At 31.6% G+C, this 17,546-nt stretch carries 18 protein-coding genes; 14 read left to right on the forward strand and 4 right to left on the reverse strand.

The features are described from left to right. The first annotated feature begins 137 nt into the window (after positions 1–137). From V5E38_RS01880 to pbfA, 6 genes are read left to right on the forward strand one after another with little or no spacing between them, the layout of a single operon-like run. Positions 138–890, forward strand: coding sequence for an ABC transporter ATP-binding protein (locus V5E38_RS01880; RefSeq protein ID WP_335479882.1), 753 nt, complete (start codon positions 138–140; stop codon positions 888–890). Continuing rightward, complete coding sequence (locus tag V5E38_RS01885) at positions 883–2,508, forward strand: ABC transporter permease family protein (protein WP_499211994.1); 1,626 nt, start codon at positions 883–885, stop codon at positions 2,506–2,508. The genes V5E38_RS01880 and V5E38_RS01885 overlap by 8 nt, the downstream gene beginning before the upstream one ends. A 41-nt stretch (positions 2,509–2,549) precedes the next feature. After that, complete coding sequence (locus V5E38_RS01890; protein ID WP_499211995.1) at positions 2,550–3,542, forward strand: type 2 periplasmic-binding domain-containing protein; 993 nt, start codon at positions 2,550–2,552, stop codon at positions 3,540–3,542. Positions 3,543–3,563: 21 nt separating this feature from the next. Next, positions 3,564–4,658 carry a 2-aminoethylphosphonate--pyruvate transaminase gene (gene phnW, locus V5E38_RS01895; protein ID WP_499211996.1) on the forward strand — a complete coding sequence of 365 codons (1,095 nt, stop codon included), beginning with the start codon at positions 3,564–3,566 and terminating at the stop codon, positions 4,656–4,658. Further along, the gene (gene phnX, locus V5E38_RS01900; protein WP_499211997.1) at positions 4,655–5,467 is read left to right on the forward strand and encodes a phosphonoacetaldehyde hydrolase; all 813 of its coding nucleotides are present in this window, start codon (positions 4,655–4,657) and stop codon (positions 5,465–5,467) included. Before phnW ends, phnX begins: the two co-directional genes overlap by 4 nt. Further along, positions 5,461–6,813 carry a PLP-dependent aminotransferase family protein gene (gene pbfA, locus V5E38_RS01905; protein WP_499211998.1) on the forward strand — a complete coding sequence of 451 codons (1,353 nt, stop codon included), beginning with the start codon at positions 5,461–5,463 and terminating at the stop codon, positions 6,811–6,813. Before phnX ends, pbfA begins: the two co-directional genes overlap by 7 nt. Before the next feature lie 604 nt (positions 6,814–7,417). On the opposite strand, the gene V5E38_RS01910 is transcribed toward pbfA, so the two are convergent. Continuing rightward, positions 7,418–7,852 (reverse strand): SRPBCC domain-containing protein, encoded by a 435-nt coding sequence (locus V5E38_RS01910; protein ID WP_097978500.1) that lies wholly within the window; start codon positions 7,850–7,852, stop codon positions 7,418–7,420. A gap of 369 nt (positions 7,853–8,221) precedes the next feature. On the opposite strand from V5E38_RS01910, the gene V5E38_RS01915 reads away from it, so the two are divergent. Further along, positions 8,222–9,088 carry a J domain-containing protein gene (locus tag V5E38_RS01915; RefSeq protein ID WP_499211999.1) on the forward strand — a complete coding sequence of 289 codons (867 nt, stop codon included), beginning with the start codon at positions 8,222–8,224 and terminating at the stop codon, positions 9,086–9,088. Between the two features lie 168 nt (positions 9,089–9,256). On the opposite strand, the gene V5E38_RS01920 is transcribed toward V5E38_RS01915, so the two are convergent. Beyond that, positions 9,257–10,828 carry a catalase gene (locus tag V5E38_RS01920; protein ID WP_499212000.1) on the reverse strand — a complete coding sequence of 524 codons (1,572 nt, stop codon included), beginning with the start codon at positions 10,826–10,828 and terminating at the stop codon, positions 9,257–9,259. A gap of 189 nt (positions 10,829–11,017) precedes the next feature. On the opposite strand from V5E38_RS01920, the gene V5E38_RS01925 reads away from it, so the two are divergent. Continuing rightward, positions 11,018–11,545: an SH3 domain-containing protein gene (locus V5E38_RS01925; protein WP_499212001.1), complete on the forward strand. Its 528-nt coding sequence runs from the start codon at positions 11,018–11,020 to the stop codon at positions 11,543–11,545. A 161-nt stretch (positions 11,546–11,706) separates the two neighbouring features. Here V5E38_RS01925 and V5E38_RS01930 read toward each other — a convergent pair whose 3' ends face one another. After that, a complete protein-coding gene (locus V5E38_RS01930) occupies positions 11,707–12,228 on the reverse strand; it encodes a cupin domain-containing protein (RefSeq protein ID WP_499212002.1) in 522 nt (173 codons plus the stop codon). A gap of 216 nt (positions 12,229–12,444) precedes the next feature. Between V5E38_RS01930 and V5E38_RS01935 the strand changes: the two genes are divergently transcribed. From V5E38_RS01935 to V5E38_RS01950, 4 genes are all read left to right on the forward strand, one after another. Then, positions 12,445–12,897: a hypothetical protein gene (locus V5E38_RS01935; protein ID WP_499212003.1), complete on the forward strand. Its 453-nt coding sequence runs from the start codon at positions 12,445–12,447 to the stop codon at positions 12,895–12,897. A gap of 178 nt (positions 12,898–13,075) precedes the next feature. After that, the gene (locus V5E38_RS01940; protein WP_499212004.1) at positions 13,076–13,795 is read left to right on the forward strand and encodes a YebC/PmpR family DNA-binding transcriptional regulator; all 720 of its coding nucleotides are present in this window, start codon (positions 13,076–13,078) and stop codon (positions 13,793–13,795) included. Between the two features lie 241 nt (positions 13,796–14,036). Continuing rightward, complete coding sequence (locus V5E38_RS01945) at positions 14,037–14,324, forward strand: hypothetical protein (RefSeq protein ID WP_499212005.1); 288 nt, start codon at positions 14,037–14,039, stop codon at positions 14,322–14,324. A 38-nt stretch (positions 14,325–14,362) separates the two neighbouring features. Next, positions 14,363–14,824 (forward strand): hypothetical protein, encoded by a 462-nt coding sequence (locus V5E38_RS01950; RefSeq protein WP_499212006.1) that lies wholly within the window; start codon positions 14,363–14,365, stop codon positions 14,822–14,824. 240 nt (positions 14,825–15,064) lie between these two features. Here V5E38_RS01950 and V5E38_RS01955 read toward each other — a convergent pair whose 3' ends face one another. Next, positions 15,065–15,562 (reverse strand): hypothetical protein, encoded by a 498-nt coding sequence (locus tag V5E38_RS01955; protein ID WP_499212007.1) that lies wholly within the window; start codon positions 15,560–15,562, stop codon positions 15,065–15,067. 439 nt (positions 15,563–16,001) lie between these two features. Between V5E38_RS01955 and V5E38_RS01960 the strand changes: the two genes are divergently transcribed. Beyond that, the gene (locus V5E38_RS01960) at positions 16,002–17,252 is read left to right on the forward strand and encodes a helix-turn-helix domain-containing protein (RefSeq protein ID WP_499212008.1); all 1,251 of its coding nucleotides are present in this window, start codon (positions 16,002–16,004) and stop codon (positions 17,250–17,252) included. Between the two features lies 1 nt (position 17,253). Continuing rightward, entirely contained in the window at positions 17,254–17,517 is a 264-nt protein-coding gene (locus V5E38_RS01965) for a hypothetical protein (RefSeq protein ID WP_499212009.1), read from the forward strand. Positions 17,518–17,546: the final 29 nt, after the last annotated feature.

Here is a 17,546-nt window from a genome sequence, read left to right on the forward strand (position 1 = left end):
ATGTTTGGTTAATTAAATGTAAAGTTGTGCACAAGTTATGCAAGAGTTACTGATAATTTACATATTATTTACTTAAAAGGCTAATTGGATTTACATATGAATTTTATACTAAGGTTGTACTTAAGGGGGTGACTAGTTTGCTGAAACTACAAAACGTTAGCAAACAGTTTGATAAAAAAGTCGTATTAACAGATATAAATCTTGAAATTAAAACTGGAGAAATCGTCTCATTACTAGGCCCAAGTGGAAGTGGAAAAACGACTTTATTAAATCTAATTCTAGGTCTAACGCAAATGGATCAAGGTCAAATAATATTCAATGATGTAGACATTACAAAAACACCAATGAAAAATAGAGGATTCAATATTGTTTTCCAAGATTATGCACTTTTTCCTAACTTGAATTCTTATGAAAACATTGTATACGGATTAAGGAATAAGAAAGGTCTTGTTTCGGATCAAGAATTACAGGAATATATTGACTTCTTAGAATTAAAGCCTCACTTAAATAAGAAAATTGGAGAGCTATCTGGAGGACAGAAACAAAGGGTTGCCCTTGCTAGAACATTAGTAACGAAGCCAAAAATTTTATTATTAGATGAACCTTTAAGTGCACTTGATGGTGTCATAAAGGAATCAATTAAAGAACGAATTAAATCAATCGCAAGAGAATTTAAATTGACTACGATTATCGTTACACATGATCCAGAAGAAGCTTTAACTTTATCAGATAAAATTTTAATTATTAATGAAGGTAAAATTTCGCAATTTGGTACGCCAAGTGAAATTATAAACCAACCAAATAATCGATTTGTAGAAGAGTTTATATTAAAGCAGCTTCAAATTAAGAGACATAATATTTACAACTTATTTGGTGAGAAATATGCATAAGGTTAAACCGGAAATGCGGGTTATTTACTTAGCAATATTACTATTATTTGTCTCATTTCTATTACTACCATTAATCATATTATTTTATCGGTCATTTGAAACGGATCATGGGTTTGGAGTTAATAATTATCTAACAATGCTGGCAGATAAAACCCTTATTCAAGCAGTCTGGAATAGTATAAAGATCTCTACTCTAACTGCTTGTGTCAGCACAATATTAGCTTTTATTTTGGCATATTCAATTAACTGTACGAAATTGATTCAACCTTTAAAAGGATTTATGAAAATCATTATTCTCATACCAATGTTGCTGCCGACAATCACTTATGGATTTGCGATTATTTATTCCTTTGGCCAACAAGGTTTAATAACAAAACTATTAGGAAAAAACTTATTTGAAATTTATGGATTTAATGGATTGCTAATTGGATACGTAATTTATACATTACCAGCTGCATTCCTATTAATTAATAATTCGTTTAAATATATTGATAAAAAATTTATGGTTGTTTCTGAATTGATGGGTGACGGTCCATTTAGAAGCTTCAAAAATACAATTATTCGCCCATTACTTGGAACGCTTGGTGGAGCTTTTGTTCTTTCTTTTATTTTAAGCTTTACAGATTACGGCATTCCAGCTTCGGTGGGTGGTACATATTACGTTGTAGCTACCCAGTTATATCAAGTTATGCTTGGATCAATTCCTAATTTTAATAATGGGGCAGTTATTGCAGTATTAATGCTAGTTCCAGTTGTATTTGGCGTTTTATTACTAAACTATCTTGAAAAATTCAATTTTCATTATGACAAGTTTACAAACGTTGAAATGATTTCCAATAAAGTAAGAGATATTTGTTTCGGGATTATTTCTACAATCATTTTAGTTGGAATCCTGTCAGTATTTGCAGTAATGTTCATCATTCCATTTTTTATTAGTTATCCATTTAAATTAACTTTTACGCTACAGCATTTCGTAGATGCTTTTCAATCAAGTGATTTAATAGGAGTTTATAAAAACTCTTTATATGTTTCAGTTGTAACAGCAATACTAGGAACTCTTGTTGCATATAGCTCGGCACTATTAAGTGTGCGAACAGCTATAAAAAATAAATCTAAGCTAGTCATTGATTTAATTTCGATGCTAACAAACACTGTTCCAGGTATGGTTTTAGGTTTATCGTATTTACTATTTTTCAATAATAGTAGCTTGAAAGGAACATTTGCCATTATCATTCTTTGCAACATCGTTCATTTCTTTACTACACCTTATTTATTAGCAAAAAACTCACTATCTAAAATGAATCCTGGTTGGGAAACTACTGGAGAATTAATGGGGGATACATGGTTTAAAACAATTTACCGAGTTGTTTTACCAAACTCTAAATCAACAGTTTTTGAAATGATTAGTTACTATTTTATTAATTCAATGGTAACGGTGAGTGGGATCATTTTCTTAATAACAGCTGAAACCTCATTAGTTGCAAGCAAAATTAAAGAACTTCAGCACTTCCAAAAATACGATGAAATATTTGTATTATCTCTATTAATCTTTTTCACGAATTTAATTGTTAAATTCATCTGCGACTATTTTCAGAGAAAAAGTGTTATTCAGGGATAATCAATCATTTATAAAAAAATTAAAACAAGAGAGGTTATTTTATGTTTAAGAAATTTAAAGGAATCATGTTGTCTTTATTCGCATTATGTTTAGTTTTTTCATTAACTGCATGTACTAGTTCAAAAACAAATGCCTCAGGAAAAGTTGTTATTTATACGAATGGTGATGAAGAAGCTATTACATCAATGGAAAGTGCATTAAAGAAAGCTGGTTATGAAGGGAAATATGTGTTCCAAACATTTGGTACTTCGGAATTAGGTGGAAAACTTATGGCTGAAGGCGATAAAATCGAAGCGAATTTAGTAACAATGAGTTCATATTTCTTAGATAGTGCCCAAGAAAAACATAATATGTTTGAAGACTTAACGTTTAAAACAAATTCACTAGAGAAATATCCTTCATTCTATACACCAATTTTAGCTAACACAGGATCAATCTTTGTAAATACAAAAGTAATGAAAGAAAAAGGCTTACCAATGCCAACTTCAATCAAAGATTTAGCAAAACCAGAATTTAAAGGTTTAGTATCAATTCCAAATATCATGGATTCTTCAACTGGCTGGTTATTAATTCAAGCTATTATTACTCAGTATGGAGAAGTTGAAGGTAAAACCATTTTACATGATTTAATCGCAAACTGTGGTCCACATTTAGAGAGCTCAGGTTCAGGTCCAATTAAGAAAGTAGAAGCTGGCGAGGTTGCAGCGGGTATCGGATTACGTCATCAAGCAGTATTAGATAAAAAATCAGGTTTACCAATTGACTATGTAGATCCAACAGAAGGAAACTTCTCACTAACTGAATCAGCTGCAGTTGTTAAAAAAGATAAGAAATCAAATGAATTAGCAATGAAAATGGCGGAAGTAATTATTAAAGATGCTCGTAAAGATTTAATCAAAAATTACCCAGTTGCTTTATATAAAGGAGAAACTGTTAGCGACGAGCATAAACCAGCTCATTCTATGAAATTTAGTCAACCATTAACAGTTAAGTTATTAGAAGAGCACCAACAGTTCTTTAATGCTGCAAAATAATTACTAAGGGGATGAAAAGCCATGAAAAACTATAAATTACTAACACCAGGTCCATTAACTACTACATGTACGGTCAAAGAAGAAATGCTCTTTGACCGATGTACTTGGGATAATGATTATAAAGAAATAACACAAAAAATTAGAACACAGCTTCTAGAACTAGCAAATGTATCAGAAGAAGATTATACAGTTGTTTTAATGCAAGGTAGTGGTACATTTGCAGTTGAATCAGTTATTAGTTCAACAATCTCAAAGAATGACAAGGTATTAATCGTAACGAATGGAGCATATGGCGAACGTATTGTAAAAATGGCTAAATATATTGGACTTAATTTCATTCAATATAGCATTGCATATGATGAGCTTCCAGAAGAAGAAGAGTTAAGAGATATTATTGAAAAAGATCAAGCGATTACTCACATCGTGATGGTCCATTGCGAAACAACAACTGGTATATTAAACCCAATTGAAATGGTAGCCGAACTTTCAAAAGAATATAATAAAACGTTAATGATCGATGCGATGAGTAGCTTTGGTGGGATCGAAATTGATGTGCGAAAACTGGAAATAGATTACTTAATTAGTAGTGCGAATAAATGTATTCAAGGAGTACCAGGATTTGGATTTGTTATTGCAAAACTAGATCAGCTTGTTCAATGTGAGGGAGTTGCTCGAAGTTTATCTTTAGATTTATTCGATCAATGGAAGGAAATGGACAAGGATGGAAAATGGAGATTCACTTCTCCAACGCATGTTGTTGCAGCATTTTCAAAAGCAATTGATGAATTGATTGAAGAAGGTGGCATTTCTGCTAGATTTGGACGTTATCAAAATAATAACCGCTTGTTAAGAATGAGATTAAAAGATGTTGGAATTCATGCTTATATAAATGAGGAAAATCAATCGCCAATTATTACAACCTTCTTATTTCCAAGTGAACAGTTTAGCTTTGAAAACTTCTATTATTTCATAAAGGAAAAAGGATATGTAATCTATCCAGGTAAGCTAACAGATGCTGATACTTTCCGTGTAGGAAATATTGGAGAAATTTATGAAGAAGACATCCAAGGTTTATGCAATATTATCGAAGAATATATGGGAGTGGTGACAAAATGAACAAAGTTGAAGGAATTATTTTAGATTGGGCTGGTACAACAGTTGACTTCGGATGTTTTGCGCCAGTAAATGTGTTTATCGATATTTTTAAACATGCTGGAATTGAAGTAACAATGGAAGAAGCGCGAGCACCAATGGGAATGTTAAAAATCGATCATATTCGTGAAATGCTTTCAATGCCTAGAATTTCTAAGCTTTGGATTGGAAAATATGAGAGACCATTCAATGAACAAGATGTGAATATACTTTACGCAAACTTTGAACCAGCTCTAATGGCTTCACTATCTGACTATGCAGATCCGATTCCTGGAGTCATCGAAGTAGTGCAGGAATTAAGGAATAAAGGTCTAAAAATAGGTTCAACAACAGGGTACACAAATAAAATGATGGATGTAGTCGTACCAAATGCTGAGACGAAAGGCTATTATCCAGACTTCTATATTACACCTGACGAAACAAATTCATTTGGTAGACCTTATCCGTATATGATTTACCGTAACATGGAAGCATTAAAGTTAACAGCACCATGGAAAGTCGTGAAAGTAGGCGATACAATTTCGGATATTAAAGAGGGGATTAATGCAGGTGTTTGGTCTGTCGGCGTCATTATCGGAAGTTCAGAAATGGGACTTAGTTTAGAAGAGTTTAGTAGTTTAATAGATAGTGAGAAAGAAGCAATCATTTCAAAAACTGAACAATCATTTAGACAAAATGGTGCAGACTTCACAATTAAATCAATGAGTGAATTACCTATGTTAATTGAAAAAATTAATGATTTAATTATAGAAGGTAAGAAAGTAACATGTTAAATACTCATTTGAAAAGAGAAGGCGATATAAACTCAAGTCCTCCTCGCACGGAATGGATGAATCAATTAAATCAAATTAGCAGAGAAGTCATTCAAGAGGATGAAAGGGTTTTTGTAAGACAATCAATGTCTACGCCTTGTCTTAATGGAATAGTCGATGCTAGTGGAAGTTATCTAATTGATGTGAATGGGAAGAAATATTTAGATTTTCATGGAAATAGTTCACATCAAGTCGGATATAAAAATCCATATGTAGTGGATGCAATCAAAAGACAAGTTGATGAACTCCCATTTATTCCAAGAAGGTTTACATCTGAGATTGTCATTAAGGCAGCTAATGCATTAGTAAATAAAACAACTTCAAAAGATTACAAAGTTTTATTTACACCTTCTGGAAGTGCAGCTGTCGGATTAGCTCTTAAAATTGCGCGAAAGGTTACTGGGCGTCATAAAGTCATCTCAATGTGGGAATCATTCCATGGAGCTGGTTTAGATGCAATTTCAGTTGGGGGAGAATATGTCTTTAAAAAGGATATGGGTCCACTAATGCCTGGTACTTTAAAAGCAATCCCTTTTAATGGATATCGTAATCTATTAAAAAGTGATTCGCATGAAGAAGTAGCGAATTTTTGCTTAGACCATATTGAATATATGATTGAGCATGAAGGAGAAATTGGGGCAATCTTATTAGAACCAATTCGAGCAACTGATACACATATCCCACCAAAGTCTTATTTTAAAAGATTGAGAGAAATATGTGATCGAAATGGAATTCTATTAATATTTGATGAAGTTCCGACAGCCTTAATGAGAAGTGGAGCATTTTATGTTCATCAAAACTTTGAAATCGAGCCTGACATTTTAGTTCTTGGAAAAGGGCTAGGTGGAGCGGTCATACCTCAAGCGGCTGTACTAACTCGTACAAAATACGATGTTGCTGAAGAAATATCACTTGGTCATTATACACATGAGAAACCAGCATTAGGATGTGCGGCGATTTGTTCAACGATGGAGTATATAGACGACTATAACTTAGAAGAGAATTGCCGAGTACAATCCGAATTCGTAAAAACAAAGCTAACTCAACTTTATGAACAGTATGAGAAGATTGGCGATATACGTGTTGCCGGATTATTGATTTCTATTGAGTTAGTCAAATCACGTGATACAAAAGAAAAGAATGATGAATTAGCTGAAAAAATTCTTTATTTTTGTTTAAACAATGGGCTTTCTTTTAAGCTTTCTGGAGGCAATTGCATAACATGGCATCCACCTTTAATTGTTACAAAAAATGAGTTAGAGTTTGCTGTTGGGCTTCTTGAAGAAGGCTTGAAAAGGTTTAGTTAATTCTTATAAGTGTAGCTAATCTTTAGCATATGAGTTTAGCTACACTTTTTTGATGGAATAAAAAGGGCAGCAATAGTTAAAATCTGAGAATCGTAAATAATTTCTGGTGCCGCAAATAAGACTAATAGTACAGCAAATAACGAGTCCAACAGTGCAAATAAATGTTGAAATGCTGCAAATAAACAGCTGACTGCAAATAAAATCTGAGAATCGCAATTAAAATTGGAGAAACTGCAATTAAAAATAGAGAATCGCAAATAAAATTAGCAAAACTGCAATTAAATTCCAAGGAACCGCAAATAAAATTTAAATTTACCTATACTGGTTAGGGTATTTAACCTGGGGATCGTACAATAGTAGTAACTTTCTAATGGTAAAATAGCAAAACAGCTCTTTTTCTAACTATACCGAATAAAAATCTGCTATTTATCTATAAAAAAGTTCAACTACAAATGATAAGCACCCCAGAGATCCCCCCATCTAAGTTATGGCTACAGAATACTAGACGAATAATATATTCCATTTACAATTAAAAAGGGGGCACCCAAGAGTCAGTTAACCTAACTCAGGGGACAGCCCATTGATAAATCATATTATATTAAAATTATTTCACTAGTCCGCCTCTTAACTTAGTTACGCCAAATTCTAAATAACATTTTAAACAGCTTAGCATAAATACCCAGCCTTCTTTATTATCGATTAAATGATGAACATATTCTGGGTTGCTTTCACTAAAGCCTTCTTCTACCACTTCAATAATTGTGTTATTTTGATCTTGTTCATTTAATGTAATCGTTACGATATTTCCTTCTTCTGTAGGTCCCCAAGCAAACACAATCTTCTTATTTGTTTCAACTTCGATGATTTTAATTTTACCTTCAGCATTGTAAAGATCATATTTTAAAGTAATGACTTTTCCTTCTTCCCATCGTTCAGAGCTAGAAGAAAACCAAAAGTTACCTATTTTACTTGGATCAACAAATGCCTCAAATATGTCTTTTGCTGGTTTGAAAATATTAAACTTAGTCACATTATTCATTTAAGTATCAGCCTACTCTCAATTAATTTCATATGTATTATCTTCGTCCTTACAAACCTATTTTAAACTGTTAACTTTTAATTGTGAATATTTAAGTTGCAATATTCAGTTAATAATCTTTTACCTATCATCTATAGTAAAAAGCTTTAATCCAGGTAGTCTGGTCGCTATCATCCTGAAAATGATTAAAATCAATTTTAGAGTAAAGAAGAAAAAGAATAGGAGAATTGATGGGTAATAAGGTCTATTACATAGGTCATTTTATCTAAAATAATCTTTTTTTCACATTTTTGATTGTGTATACTTAAAGATGTATTTTATATATTGGTTAAATTTTATAGTTATTAATACAAGAGAGGGAGAGAAACAGTGGGGTTCTTTATTTTTTTAATCATTGCATTTTTTATTATTAAATCGATCTTTTTTTCAGGTGGTTCAGGTTCAAGTGAAGGTCATAGCCATCAAGGCACAAGTAACGGTTCAACCTATTACCCAGCTGGTCAATTTGAAACAGGATTTTATATTGAACAGATTCATGTTTATGCAAAGGGACCCGTCTTTACTTATGATACTCCAACCATAAAAGATGAATGTTTTTATGTATTTGGTGAAGGAGTACTACAAATTAGTAACTCAACAGGGGAATTGAAAATTGCTCTAAAAAAAATAAGTGATAATCGAATAGTGCCTATGCACTTTTATATTAATGGTAGCTATCACCCTGTTATTGATCGATATGGAAATACTTATGCTGGTATTGATTACACGACAGTGAGTGTTGGAAGAACAGCGGCTGCTTTGTTAAATGAATTAGAAGCATCATTGGTAGATCAACACCTTTATAATAGAACTTGTTTATTTTTAAAAGAACTACTTGTGTTTAATATGTTAGTAAAAAGAAAGATCATTACAAGTTATAGTAATCACCATATAACTGTTTCTAATGCAGATATTAGCACGTTTTACCAAACCTTCGATAAGTTAAGTGAGCAAGCGTTTAATCTAATGGATAAATATATTACAGAAGGAACAGGTGAGCAAAGAGAGGATTATATCACTAAGTTACTTAAAATATTAGAATTACCTACTGATACAAGAGATTTAAATGTCATTAAGAATCAATACAAACAATTAGCTAAGAAGTATCATCCAGACCGAAATAAAGGTACAGAAGAATTAATGAAAAAGATAAACGTAGCATATGAAGAGATATGTGAATATCTGAAGGCATCTTGAATTGGGATTCTTAATAGGAAACAAAATTAGTGGGTAGAAAGCAGAAAGCAAAAGTAAGGGGTATTGTAGTTGTATCGAATGTTATTTAAAAACTTGTTCGTTTCGATTTTATAATACTAAACTATTACGCTAAAAAGGATAGGCGATTGCCTATCCCAGTTTATACCTTTAATATCGATCCGATTCATGGCCCATATTTTTCGCTTTATCAGATGCGACATCAGCTGCTTCGGTGCTAGTGTGTTCAGTTTGATCACGATTAGCTTTTTCTAAACCTTCGCGCACTCTGCGTCCGTATTCTTCATCAGCTTTTGTAAAATAACCAACCATCGTTTCTTGGATATGAGGCTTACATACTTTTAGTGCATCTACTAAATTTGAAATAAGTTCATTTTTTTCAGTTTCGTCGAAAGCACGGTAAGTATTTCCAGCTTGGATAAAGTCGTTAGGTCGGTCGATTTTTTGTCGTACTAACTTATTATTGTACGCTGGTTCATGATCTTTTCCATTCTTTGGCGCCTCTTTTAATCCACCTAGTGATGAAGGTTCATAGTTTACATGTGGGTTTTGACCTGGAGCTGCGTCAACTTTATATTCCATTTGTCCATCACGTTGATTTGTTGCTACATGATTTTTTGGCGAATTAACTGGTAGTTGTAAGTAATTTGTTCCAACTCGATATCGTTGTGTATCTGAGTACGAAAAAGTACGACCTTGAAGTAATTTATCATCTGAAAAATCCAGTCCGTCTACTAGAACACCTGTCCCAAATGCAATTTGTTCGACTTCTGCAAAATAGTTTTCTGGATTTTTATTTAATACCATTTTTCCAACTGGTAAAAAAGGAAACTTTTCTGGATCCCATAGTTTTGTAGGATCAAGTGGATCAAAATCAAGCTCCGGATGCTCATCATCACTCATGATTTGTACACATAATTCCCATTCTGGATAATAACCTTTCTCAATAGCTTCGTAAAGGTCTTGAGTTGCATGATTATAATTTGTAGATTGGATTTCATCTGCTTCGCGTTGTGATAAATTTTTTATTTCTTGTTTTAGCGGTTCCCAGTGGTATTTAATAAGAACTGCCTCGCCATCTTTGTTTAACCACTTATATGTATTAACACCGGACCCTTGCATTTGTCGATAGTTAGCTGGAATTCCCCATGGTGAAAAGAGAAATGTAACCATATGAGTGGATTCTGGTGTTAGATGAAGAAAGTCAAACATTCTTTCAGGATCAGGAAGGTTTGTTACTGGATCTGGTTTAAATGAGTGAACCATATCTGGAAATTTTAAAGGATCACGAATAAAAAAGATTTTTAAATTATTGCCTACTAAATCCCAATTTCCATCTTCAGTATAAAACTTCGTAGCGAAACCACGTGGATCACGTAAAGTTTCAGGAGAATGTCCACCACCTACAACTGTGGAAAATCGAACATATACAGGTGTTTTTTTCCCCTTCTCTTGAAATAATTTTGCTCTAGTATATTTAGAAATTGCGTGATTTCCTACTTTTCCATAGGCTTCGAAATATCCTTGTGCACCGGCTCCACGAGCATGCACAACACGTTCAGGAATTCGTTCACGATCAAAATGTGAGATTTTTTCAAGAAAGTCATAGTTTTCTAAAGTTGTTGGTCCCCGATTACCAACGGTTCTTACGTTTTGATTATCTGTTACTGGATGGCCTTGCCGATTCGTCAATATTTCTTCATTATTCGCTTGGTTATCCATAATTCTCCTCCATTCATACAAAATACAAAATTTAGATTGTCCATAAATTTGGAAGTATATACAAATTTTTCCTGTTTAATGTATCGGAACAGTATAATTGAAAAGTTTACAATTTGGATACATTTCATGACCAATTTTGAAACATTGATTCAATATTATTGAGATATAAAGTGAGAGGAGGAATTTAAAATGAAGAAAAAATTATTAAAAGCTTTTGTATCAACAATGGCCTTATCTGGCGCATTATTCGTTTCAAATGGTGTAACAGCCGGGCCGACACATGTTAGTGCAGCGGTTATAAATGCTCCGATTAGTGTGTATGAGGTGACTGCAAGTGTATTAAACGTACGAAGTGCTCCAAATACTAGTTCAAAAGTAGTAGACACTTTAAGAAAGAAAGATCAAATTGAGATTGTAAAATACTATAATGCTAGCTGGGCACAAATTAAAACAACAACTACTAAAAATGGTATAGCTTATGTAAGTACTAAATATTTACAAAAAGTACCAACTACTGTTACAACAAAGTCTAATTTAAATTTACGTACTGGTCCAAGTACAAAATATAAAGTCCTAACAGTAATACCAAAAGGTGCAAAAGCCAGCTTCCTTGGCTATCAAACTGAAGGGAAAACTCAAATCGATTATAATTGGGCATTTGTTTCTTACAATGGTAAAAAAGGATTTGTGAGTACTAGTTATTTAAATATGAAGTAATCACCAAATGGCTAAATCAAAATCAAAAATGACGAAATCGTAACGAGAAATCCAATGATATAGGGTTAAAAAAAGATTACCTTAACTTTGAGTTAGTTGTTTCATTTCCCTATTCCCCAAAAAAGAAAGTGAGCTAAAATGCTCACTTTCTTTATTTAGAACTAATAAGGAAGTACCTTATAAGCTAACTTATTAATAATCTCTTTATGTTCAGGGTATTTAGTATGTAATTGCTCTTGAGTAAATAATTCAAAGTCTTTAAAATCAAATCCTGGTGAAACCATACAGCCTACTAATGAAAAAGTATTTTCTTCCATAACTGATGAACCGAAAATTGAATTTTTCGGTACTAAATATTGAGGAACTTCTCCATTTTCTAAATTAAGTCCTAATTTTATTTCTTCGTATTGACCGTTCTCATGTATAACATGAACGGTTAAAGAACTTCCTGCATGGAAATACCATAATTCATCAGACTTTAATCTGTGAAAATGAGAAATATCATGTGATTGTAGCAAAAAATAAATACTAGTATAAAGCAATCTATGATCATCATAGTTTACCGTTAATTCACGATCAGATATTTGTTCCTTTGATTGATAGGTAGATTTGTAATATCCCCCTTCAGGATGTGCTTCTAGTCCTAGTTTAGAGATCCAATATTCTGGATTATTGTTAACCATTTTATCAATCCTTTCTATTACTTCTCCCACCATATTACCTTAATTTTTGTTATTTCTATAAAAAATATGTTGAAAATTATCTTATTTTAAAAAGGTGAGTATTATAAATTAATTGATGGAACATTTTGAAAAAGTACAGAATTTTCCCAATATACAATTTAATAGAAATAGATTACATTAAACTTATTAAATGAAAAAATATGGAGCGGAAGTTCGATGTTTAAAAAGAGGATCTTATATTTAGTTGCAATTTTTACGATTTCGATCATTATTAACCAAACAATTTTGTCAAAAGATGAAAAACCGGAAGTTAAATTTGAGCTAGCAGATAAAACAATTCCTTATAAAATAGCAAATTATTCTTGGGGAAAATTATTAGATAAAGATATATCAACAAATGGTACATATAAAAATATTAAAGAAGAAGTAGCTATTCCAGCATTCGAAGGTGATTTTCTAAAGATATATTTTTCGGAACAACACGAAAATGTGGAAATTTTAGAACACAGTGGGACTAAAAAAGCATATATTTATGACCACAATTTAGATAATTACGGAAGTTACTCATTCCAACTTGGATCTAAAAAAGGGGAAAGAATATATGAAGTAAAAGGTATCTGGAAGGGGAATAATTATTTTACTTATTTGATAAAGGTAAAAGTAATATAAAAATAAAAGCATTACTTCAAAACAAGAAGTAATGTTTTTTATTTCCACTAATTTTTAATAACGATTAATTTCGAAAAAAAGTATAAATGAGGTATAATATTAAATGGTAAATGTTTGACGAAAGTCAAATACATAGTAAATTAAACGTAGATTTAAAGTTGAAAGAGAGTGGAACAAGATGGGTCGTAAATGGAATAATATTAAAGAGAAGAAAGCTTCAAAAGATGCAAATACTAGTCGTATTTATGCAAAGTTTGGACGTGAAATATATGTAGCAGCGAAGCAAGGTGAGCCGGATCCAGAATCAAACCAAGCTTTAAAAGTTGTACTAGAGCGTGCGAAAACTTATAGTGTACCGAAACATATTGTTGATCGTGCAATCGAAAAAGCAAAAGGTGGTTCTGAAGAAAGCTTCGATGAACTTCGCTACGAAGGTTTCGGACCAAATGGATCAATGGTAATTGTTGATGCACTTACTAATAATGTAAACCGTACAGCTGCAGAGGTTCGTGCTGCATTTAGTAAAAACGGTGGTAACCTTGGGGTAACAGGTTCAGTATCATATATGTTCGATGCAACGGCTGTAATTGGACTTGAAGGTAAAACTTCTGATGAAGTTCTTGAAATCTTAATGGAAGCAGATGTTGATGTTCGCGATATTTTAGAAGAAGATGAAGCTGTTATTGTTTATGCTGATCAAGACCAATTCTATGCAATACAAGAAGCGTTTAAAAACGTAGGTATTACGGAGTTTACAGTAGCAGAATTAACAATGTTAGCACAAAGTGATGTAACTCTTCCAGAAGATGGCCTTGTAAAGTTCGAAAAAATGTTAGACGTTCTTGAAGATATTGAAGATGTTCAACGTGTTTACCACAATGTGGACTTAGGTGAATAGAAGCTTAACAACAAAAAACACAATGAATTAAGATAAACGTGTCCATATAGATGAATTAATTTTCATCTGTATGAACACGTTTTTTGTTTTTTTGAATTCATTTGGTCAGGATTACTCAAAGAATTTTTATGTTCCATAAGAGGAAGACAGGAAAATATGACTAGGACAGAGAATAGTATTGTTAGTCAATATTTGCTAATTAATTTCGAATATTATATTCAATTTGAGGAGATCTATACATATGGATAAATTATTAAAAAACGGGTACAAAGCATTTCAGTACGCGGCTCTTAGAATTGGTGTATTTTTGTTAGTTTTAGCAACTCCAGTTGGTATTTTAATGAGCTTTAATGCTAATGCTGATGAGCGACAAGACCAAGAAATAAACTATTACGAACAATCCGTTGGCGAAAAAGGATTGAAGTTAGAAGAGCAACGAAGAAATGCAGTTATTCAAATTAAAAATAGTTCAACAGGCTTTGAAACCAAAGGTAGCTGTGATGCTGACTCAAACTCGGTATGTGAATAAAATTATACCTAGATTTGAGGTATATGGAGGAGTAAATTATGGAAGAGACGATTAAACAAAATAGCTTCACACATAGGGAGCTTGCTGCTTCATGTTTTAATAAAGTGTGGGATCTACTTGAATTAGAAAATAGATCTCAAAATGAAACAGAAGAAATGGTTCATTTATGTCATAGCTCTTTTTGGCATTGGACAAAAGTAGAGAGCCATACACCAAGAAACATATCGATTGGATATTGGCAATTATCACGAGTGTACGCTGTTATAGGGCAAGGAGAAATGGCTTTAGATTACGCAAAAAAATGTGTCAAGATTAGTTTAGAAAAAGAGGTTGAGCCGTTTTATATAGCATATTCATATGAGGCTTTATCAAGAGCGTATGCAAAACTAAATCAGTCTGCTGAAAGCTTAGCTGCTAAAACTAAAGCGTATGAATATGTAAAAGACGTAAAGTTTGAAGAAAGTAAAGAGATGTTGCTGAAAGATTTAGATACAATTTAATCAGTTTGTTTTAGTAATTAGGCTAATTGATTTGGGAAGAAACTACAAATGACTTAAAAAGGAGATCTCAAAGTCAGTGTACTTTTGAGACCTCTTTTTTTGTATAAATTCTTTTTGGGGCAAAAATGCATAGAGTAAGGTAGGAAAAAAGATTAAATACATAAAAAAACCACAAGGGAAAATTATCACCTAGTTGATTTTCTTCATTTATCACGGTCTTTATTAAGAACGAAATTTTATTTAAATAACTTTTAAATCATAAATACTTGAAATGACCCATTTATTTTTTAATTTAACAAGATCCAGTGTTACATTACATCTATTTCTACCGTTTTTATAATTTCCTTCAGGCCTTATCCCATCAACAAATGTTATTTCGTATTTTATATGTACCGTAGTTTTATGATCTTTCTTATTTAAATGAATGACAGATAAATTATCACCGATGAATTTTGCATCAAGTACGTTAGACATTATCTTAGTAAAGTAGTAAGAGTGATTGCTGATTTTTAATGAATCTACTACAACAGAGTTATAAATCTCAACATCTTTCCACTTTAAAGCTGTAATGTAGTTTCTTACAGAATTTTGAACATTTTGTTCAATTATTAATTCTGTAGACGCTTCATCGTCTAATCTCTTCTGTTTTTCTTTTTCAATAGATAGTTTTAATGTTAATATAATAATGATAGATATTCCAATAATTACCAAATATAAAGTGAGTGGTTTTTTTGTCATATGGGACCTCTACGAGTATAAATTAATTTCGAAGATTACTAGCTTGAATATATTAAAATACTTGATGGCTAGAAAACTATATTTAAATTATTTATTAAAAATGGATTTAATCAAAAAAATCGCAAGATGTAATAATTACATCTTGCTTTAAACTGGTTATTAAATGGGGGTGCATTTAAAAAATACTAATGAAGTTATTAGTCGTTAGTATCGTTTAATTGCTTGTACTAAAATCATACCATTCTGTTTGACTTTTTTGTATTGGGAAAATTTTTTGAATATAATTTGTCTGAAAAAAATCGAAAAAGTATATTAATGTATCGGAAAATCTAATAAAATTTAATTATTAAGAGAAAATTAAAAATATTAATATAAGAAATTAATAGTTTCTAGTCATATAAATATCTATTTTAAATAAAGGTGAACAGGAGATTTTATTATGGATTATGGCATGATGATCTTTCATCATCGAAAAAAATTAGGGTGGACCCAGGAGAAATTATGTGAAGGAATATGCTCTGTTTCGCATTTAAGTAAAATTGAAAACGGTACAAAAGAGGCTGGTATAGAAACGATTGAATTGCTTTTAAGAAAGATGCGAGTTGAAATTAATGAAAATGATAGTATAGATGAAGTGACTAGTCAACTTAAACGATTATGGAATTCAATCGAACGAGCTGACTATGATTCAAGTAAAATACTGTTTGAAGAATTGATCGGGAAAGAGGAAAGTATAAATTATACTAATATATCAAATGATTTTTGTATTACAATTTGGAGATATTATATTTTTGTTGAAAATCTTAAAATGGCAAAGAAAAAATGGAAACAACTTGAGGCAAAAAAGAAGAAATTTTCCCAATATGAAACGATAAAATATTTGTTTACACTATCAATATATTACATAAAAGAAAAAAGATATAATGACTCTCTTCTAGTAATGGATGAAGTACAAGAAATTACGCCAAACCTCGAGATCGATTTCCAGGAATATTGCTTTTATAGAGCTTTAGTATATAGCTTTATTAATCAGACTTCCTTATCGATGTATTTTTGTAATAAAGCAATTCCTATTTTTCTACAAAATAATAATATTAAACGAATCCTTGATGCCAAAATGTTACTTTCACTTCAATTAATTAAGAGCAAGTTGTTAGATCGAGCCGAGCAATTTCTAATTGAAATACTAGATTCTTCTGTCATATTAAGTGATAAAACAATACATATGAGTGCTTTACATAATTTAGGCTTTTTATACTATCATTCTCATCAACATAAAAAAGCAATAAAGTATTATCAAGACTATTTATCTAACATACAGGAGGATACTGAAGAGTATTTTTTAGTCATTTCAAATATAGCGAATAATATGATGATTATAAATGATTACGAGACTGCTACTAAGTTGTTATGTAAGAATCTCTCCAAAATAAAGGATAAAAATAGTGCATCCTATATTCGAATGAAGGTTTTATTGCTAGAGGCAAAAAAGGATGAAGCAAATTTAGTTACATATTTACGTGAAGTTGGCTTGCCATTATGGGTTCAAACCAATGATCATGAAAAATTAATCAAATACTATGATGTTGTTGCAGATTACTATGAAAAACACGAATCGTTAGAAAAACAAAACATGTTATATAAAGAATACAATAGCACTCTATTAAAAATTCTCGAAAGTAGGAAATAACATGATGAAAAGACTATCCAACATGATAACAATATTGTGTTTGTTCACTGTACTATTTATTAATTACAGTCCTAATTTAGTTTCTGGTGGTTCGGAGACCTCAATTGTTTCAGGTGATTTAGGAACACAACTTTACTCGGATAATAATGACCAAAGCGAGTCTTCAGATAATGGGTTTCAACCATATAATCGATCAAATCGTTCTTATGCAGATGAGCCAATTCATCCTAAGGTAGAAAAATTTTTATTTATTCGAACTAAATAAATCCATTAATAAGTATCATACATTTTGTG

The sequence above is a fragment of the Rossellomorea sp. GAMAL-10_SWC genome (assembly GCF_049568075.1).
Lineage (GTDB): Bacteria > Bacillota > Bacilli > Bacillales > Bacillaceae_G > Gottfriedia.

Excerpts from the sequence above, each read along its gene's own strand:
- V5E38_RS01885 (WP_499211994.1), top strand. The coding sequence starts at position 883 with ATGCATAAGGTTAAACCGGAAATGCGGGTTATTTACTTAGCAATATTA.
- V5E38_RS01890 (WP_499211995.1), top strand. The coding sequence starts at position 2,550 with ATGTTTAAGAAATTTAAAGGAATCATGTTGTCTTTATTCGCATTATGT.
- phnW (WP_499211996.1), top strand. The coding sequence starts at position 3,564 with ATGAAAAACTATAAATTACTAACACCAGGTCCATTAACTACTACATGT.
- phnX (WP_499211997.1), top strand. The coding sequence starts at position 4,655 with ATGAACAAAGTTGAAGGAATTATTTTAGATTGGGCTGGTACAACAGTT.
- pbfA (WP_499211998.1), top strand. The coding sequence starts at position 5,461 with ATGTTAAATACTCATTTGAAAAGAGAAGGCGATATAAACTCAAGTCCT.
- V5E38_RS01910 (WP_097978500.1), bottom strand. The coding sequence starts at position 7,852 with ATGAATAATGTGACTAAGTTTAATATTTTCAAACCAGCAAAAGACATA.
- V5E38_RS01920 (WP_499212000.1), bottom strand. The coding sequence starts at position 10,828 with ATGGATAACCAAGCGAATAATGAAGAAATATTGACGAATCGGCAAGGC.
- V5E38_RS01925 (WP_499212001.1), top strand. The coding sequence starts at position 11,018 with ATGAAGAAAAAATTATTAAAAGCTTTTGTATCAACAATGGCCTTATCT.
- V5E38_RS01930 (WP_499212002.1), bottom strand. The coding sequence starts at position 12,228 with ATGGTTAACAATAATCCAGAATATTGGATCTCTAAACTAGGACTAGAA.
- V5E38_RS01935 (WP_499212003.1), top strand. The coding sequence starts at position 12,445 with ATGTTTAAAAAGAGGATCTTATATTTAGTTGCAATTTTTACGATTTCG.
- V5E38_RS01940 (WP_499212004.1), top strand. The coding sequence starts at position 13,076 with ATGGGTCGTAAATGGAATAATATTAAAGAGAAGAAAGCTTCAAAAGAT.
- V5E38_RS01945 (WP_499212005.1), top strand. The coding sequence starts at position 14,037 with ATGGATAAATTATTAAAAAACGGGTACAAAGCATTTCAGTACGCGGCT.
- V5E38_RS01950 (WP_499212006.1), top strand. The coding sequence starts at position 14,363 with ATGGAAGAGACGATTAAACAAAATAGCTTCACACATAGGGAGCTTGCT.
- V5E38_RS01955 (WP_499212007.1), bottom strand. The coding sequence starts at position 15,562 with ATGACAAAAAAACCACTCACTTTATATTTGGTAATTATTGGAATATCT.
- V5E38_RS01960 (WP_499212008.1), top strand. The coding sequence starts at position 16,002 with ATGGATTATGGCATGATGATCTTTCATCATCGAAAAAAATTAGGGTGG.
- V5E38_RS01965 (WP_499212009.1), top strand. The coding sequence starts at position 17,254 with ATGATGAAAAGACTATCCAACATGATAACAATATTGTGTTTGTTCACT.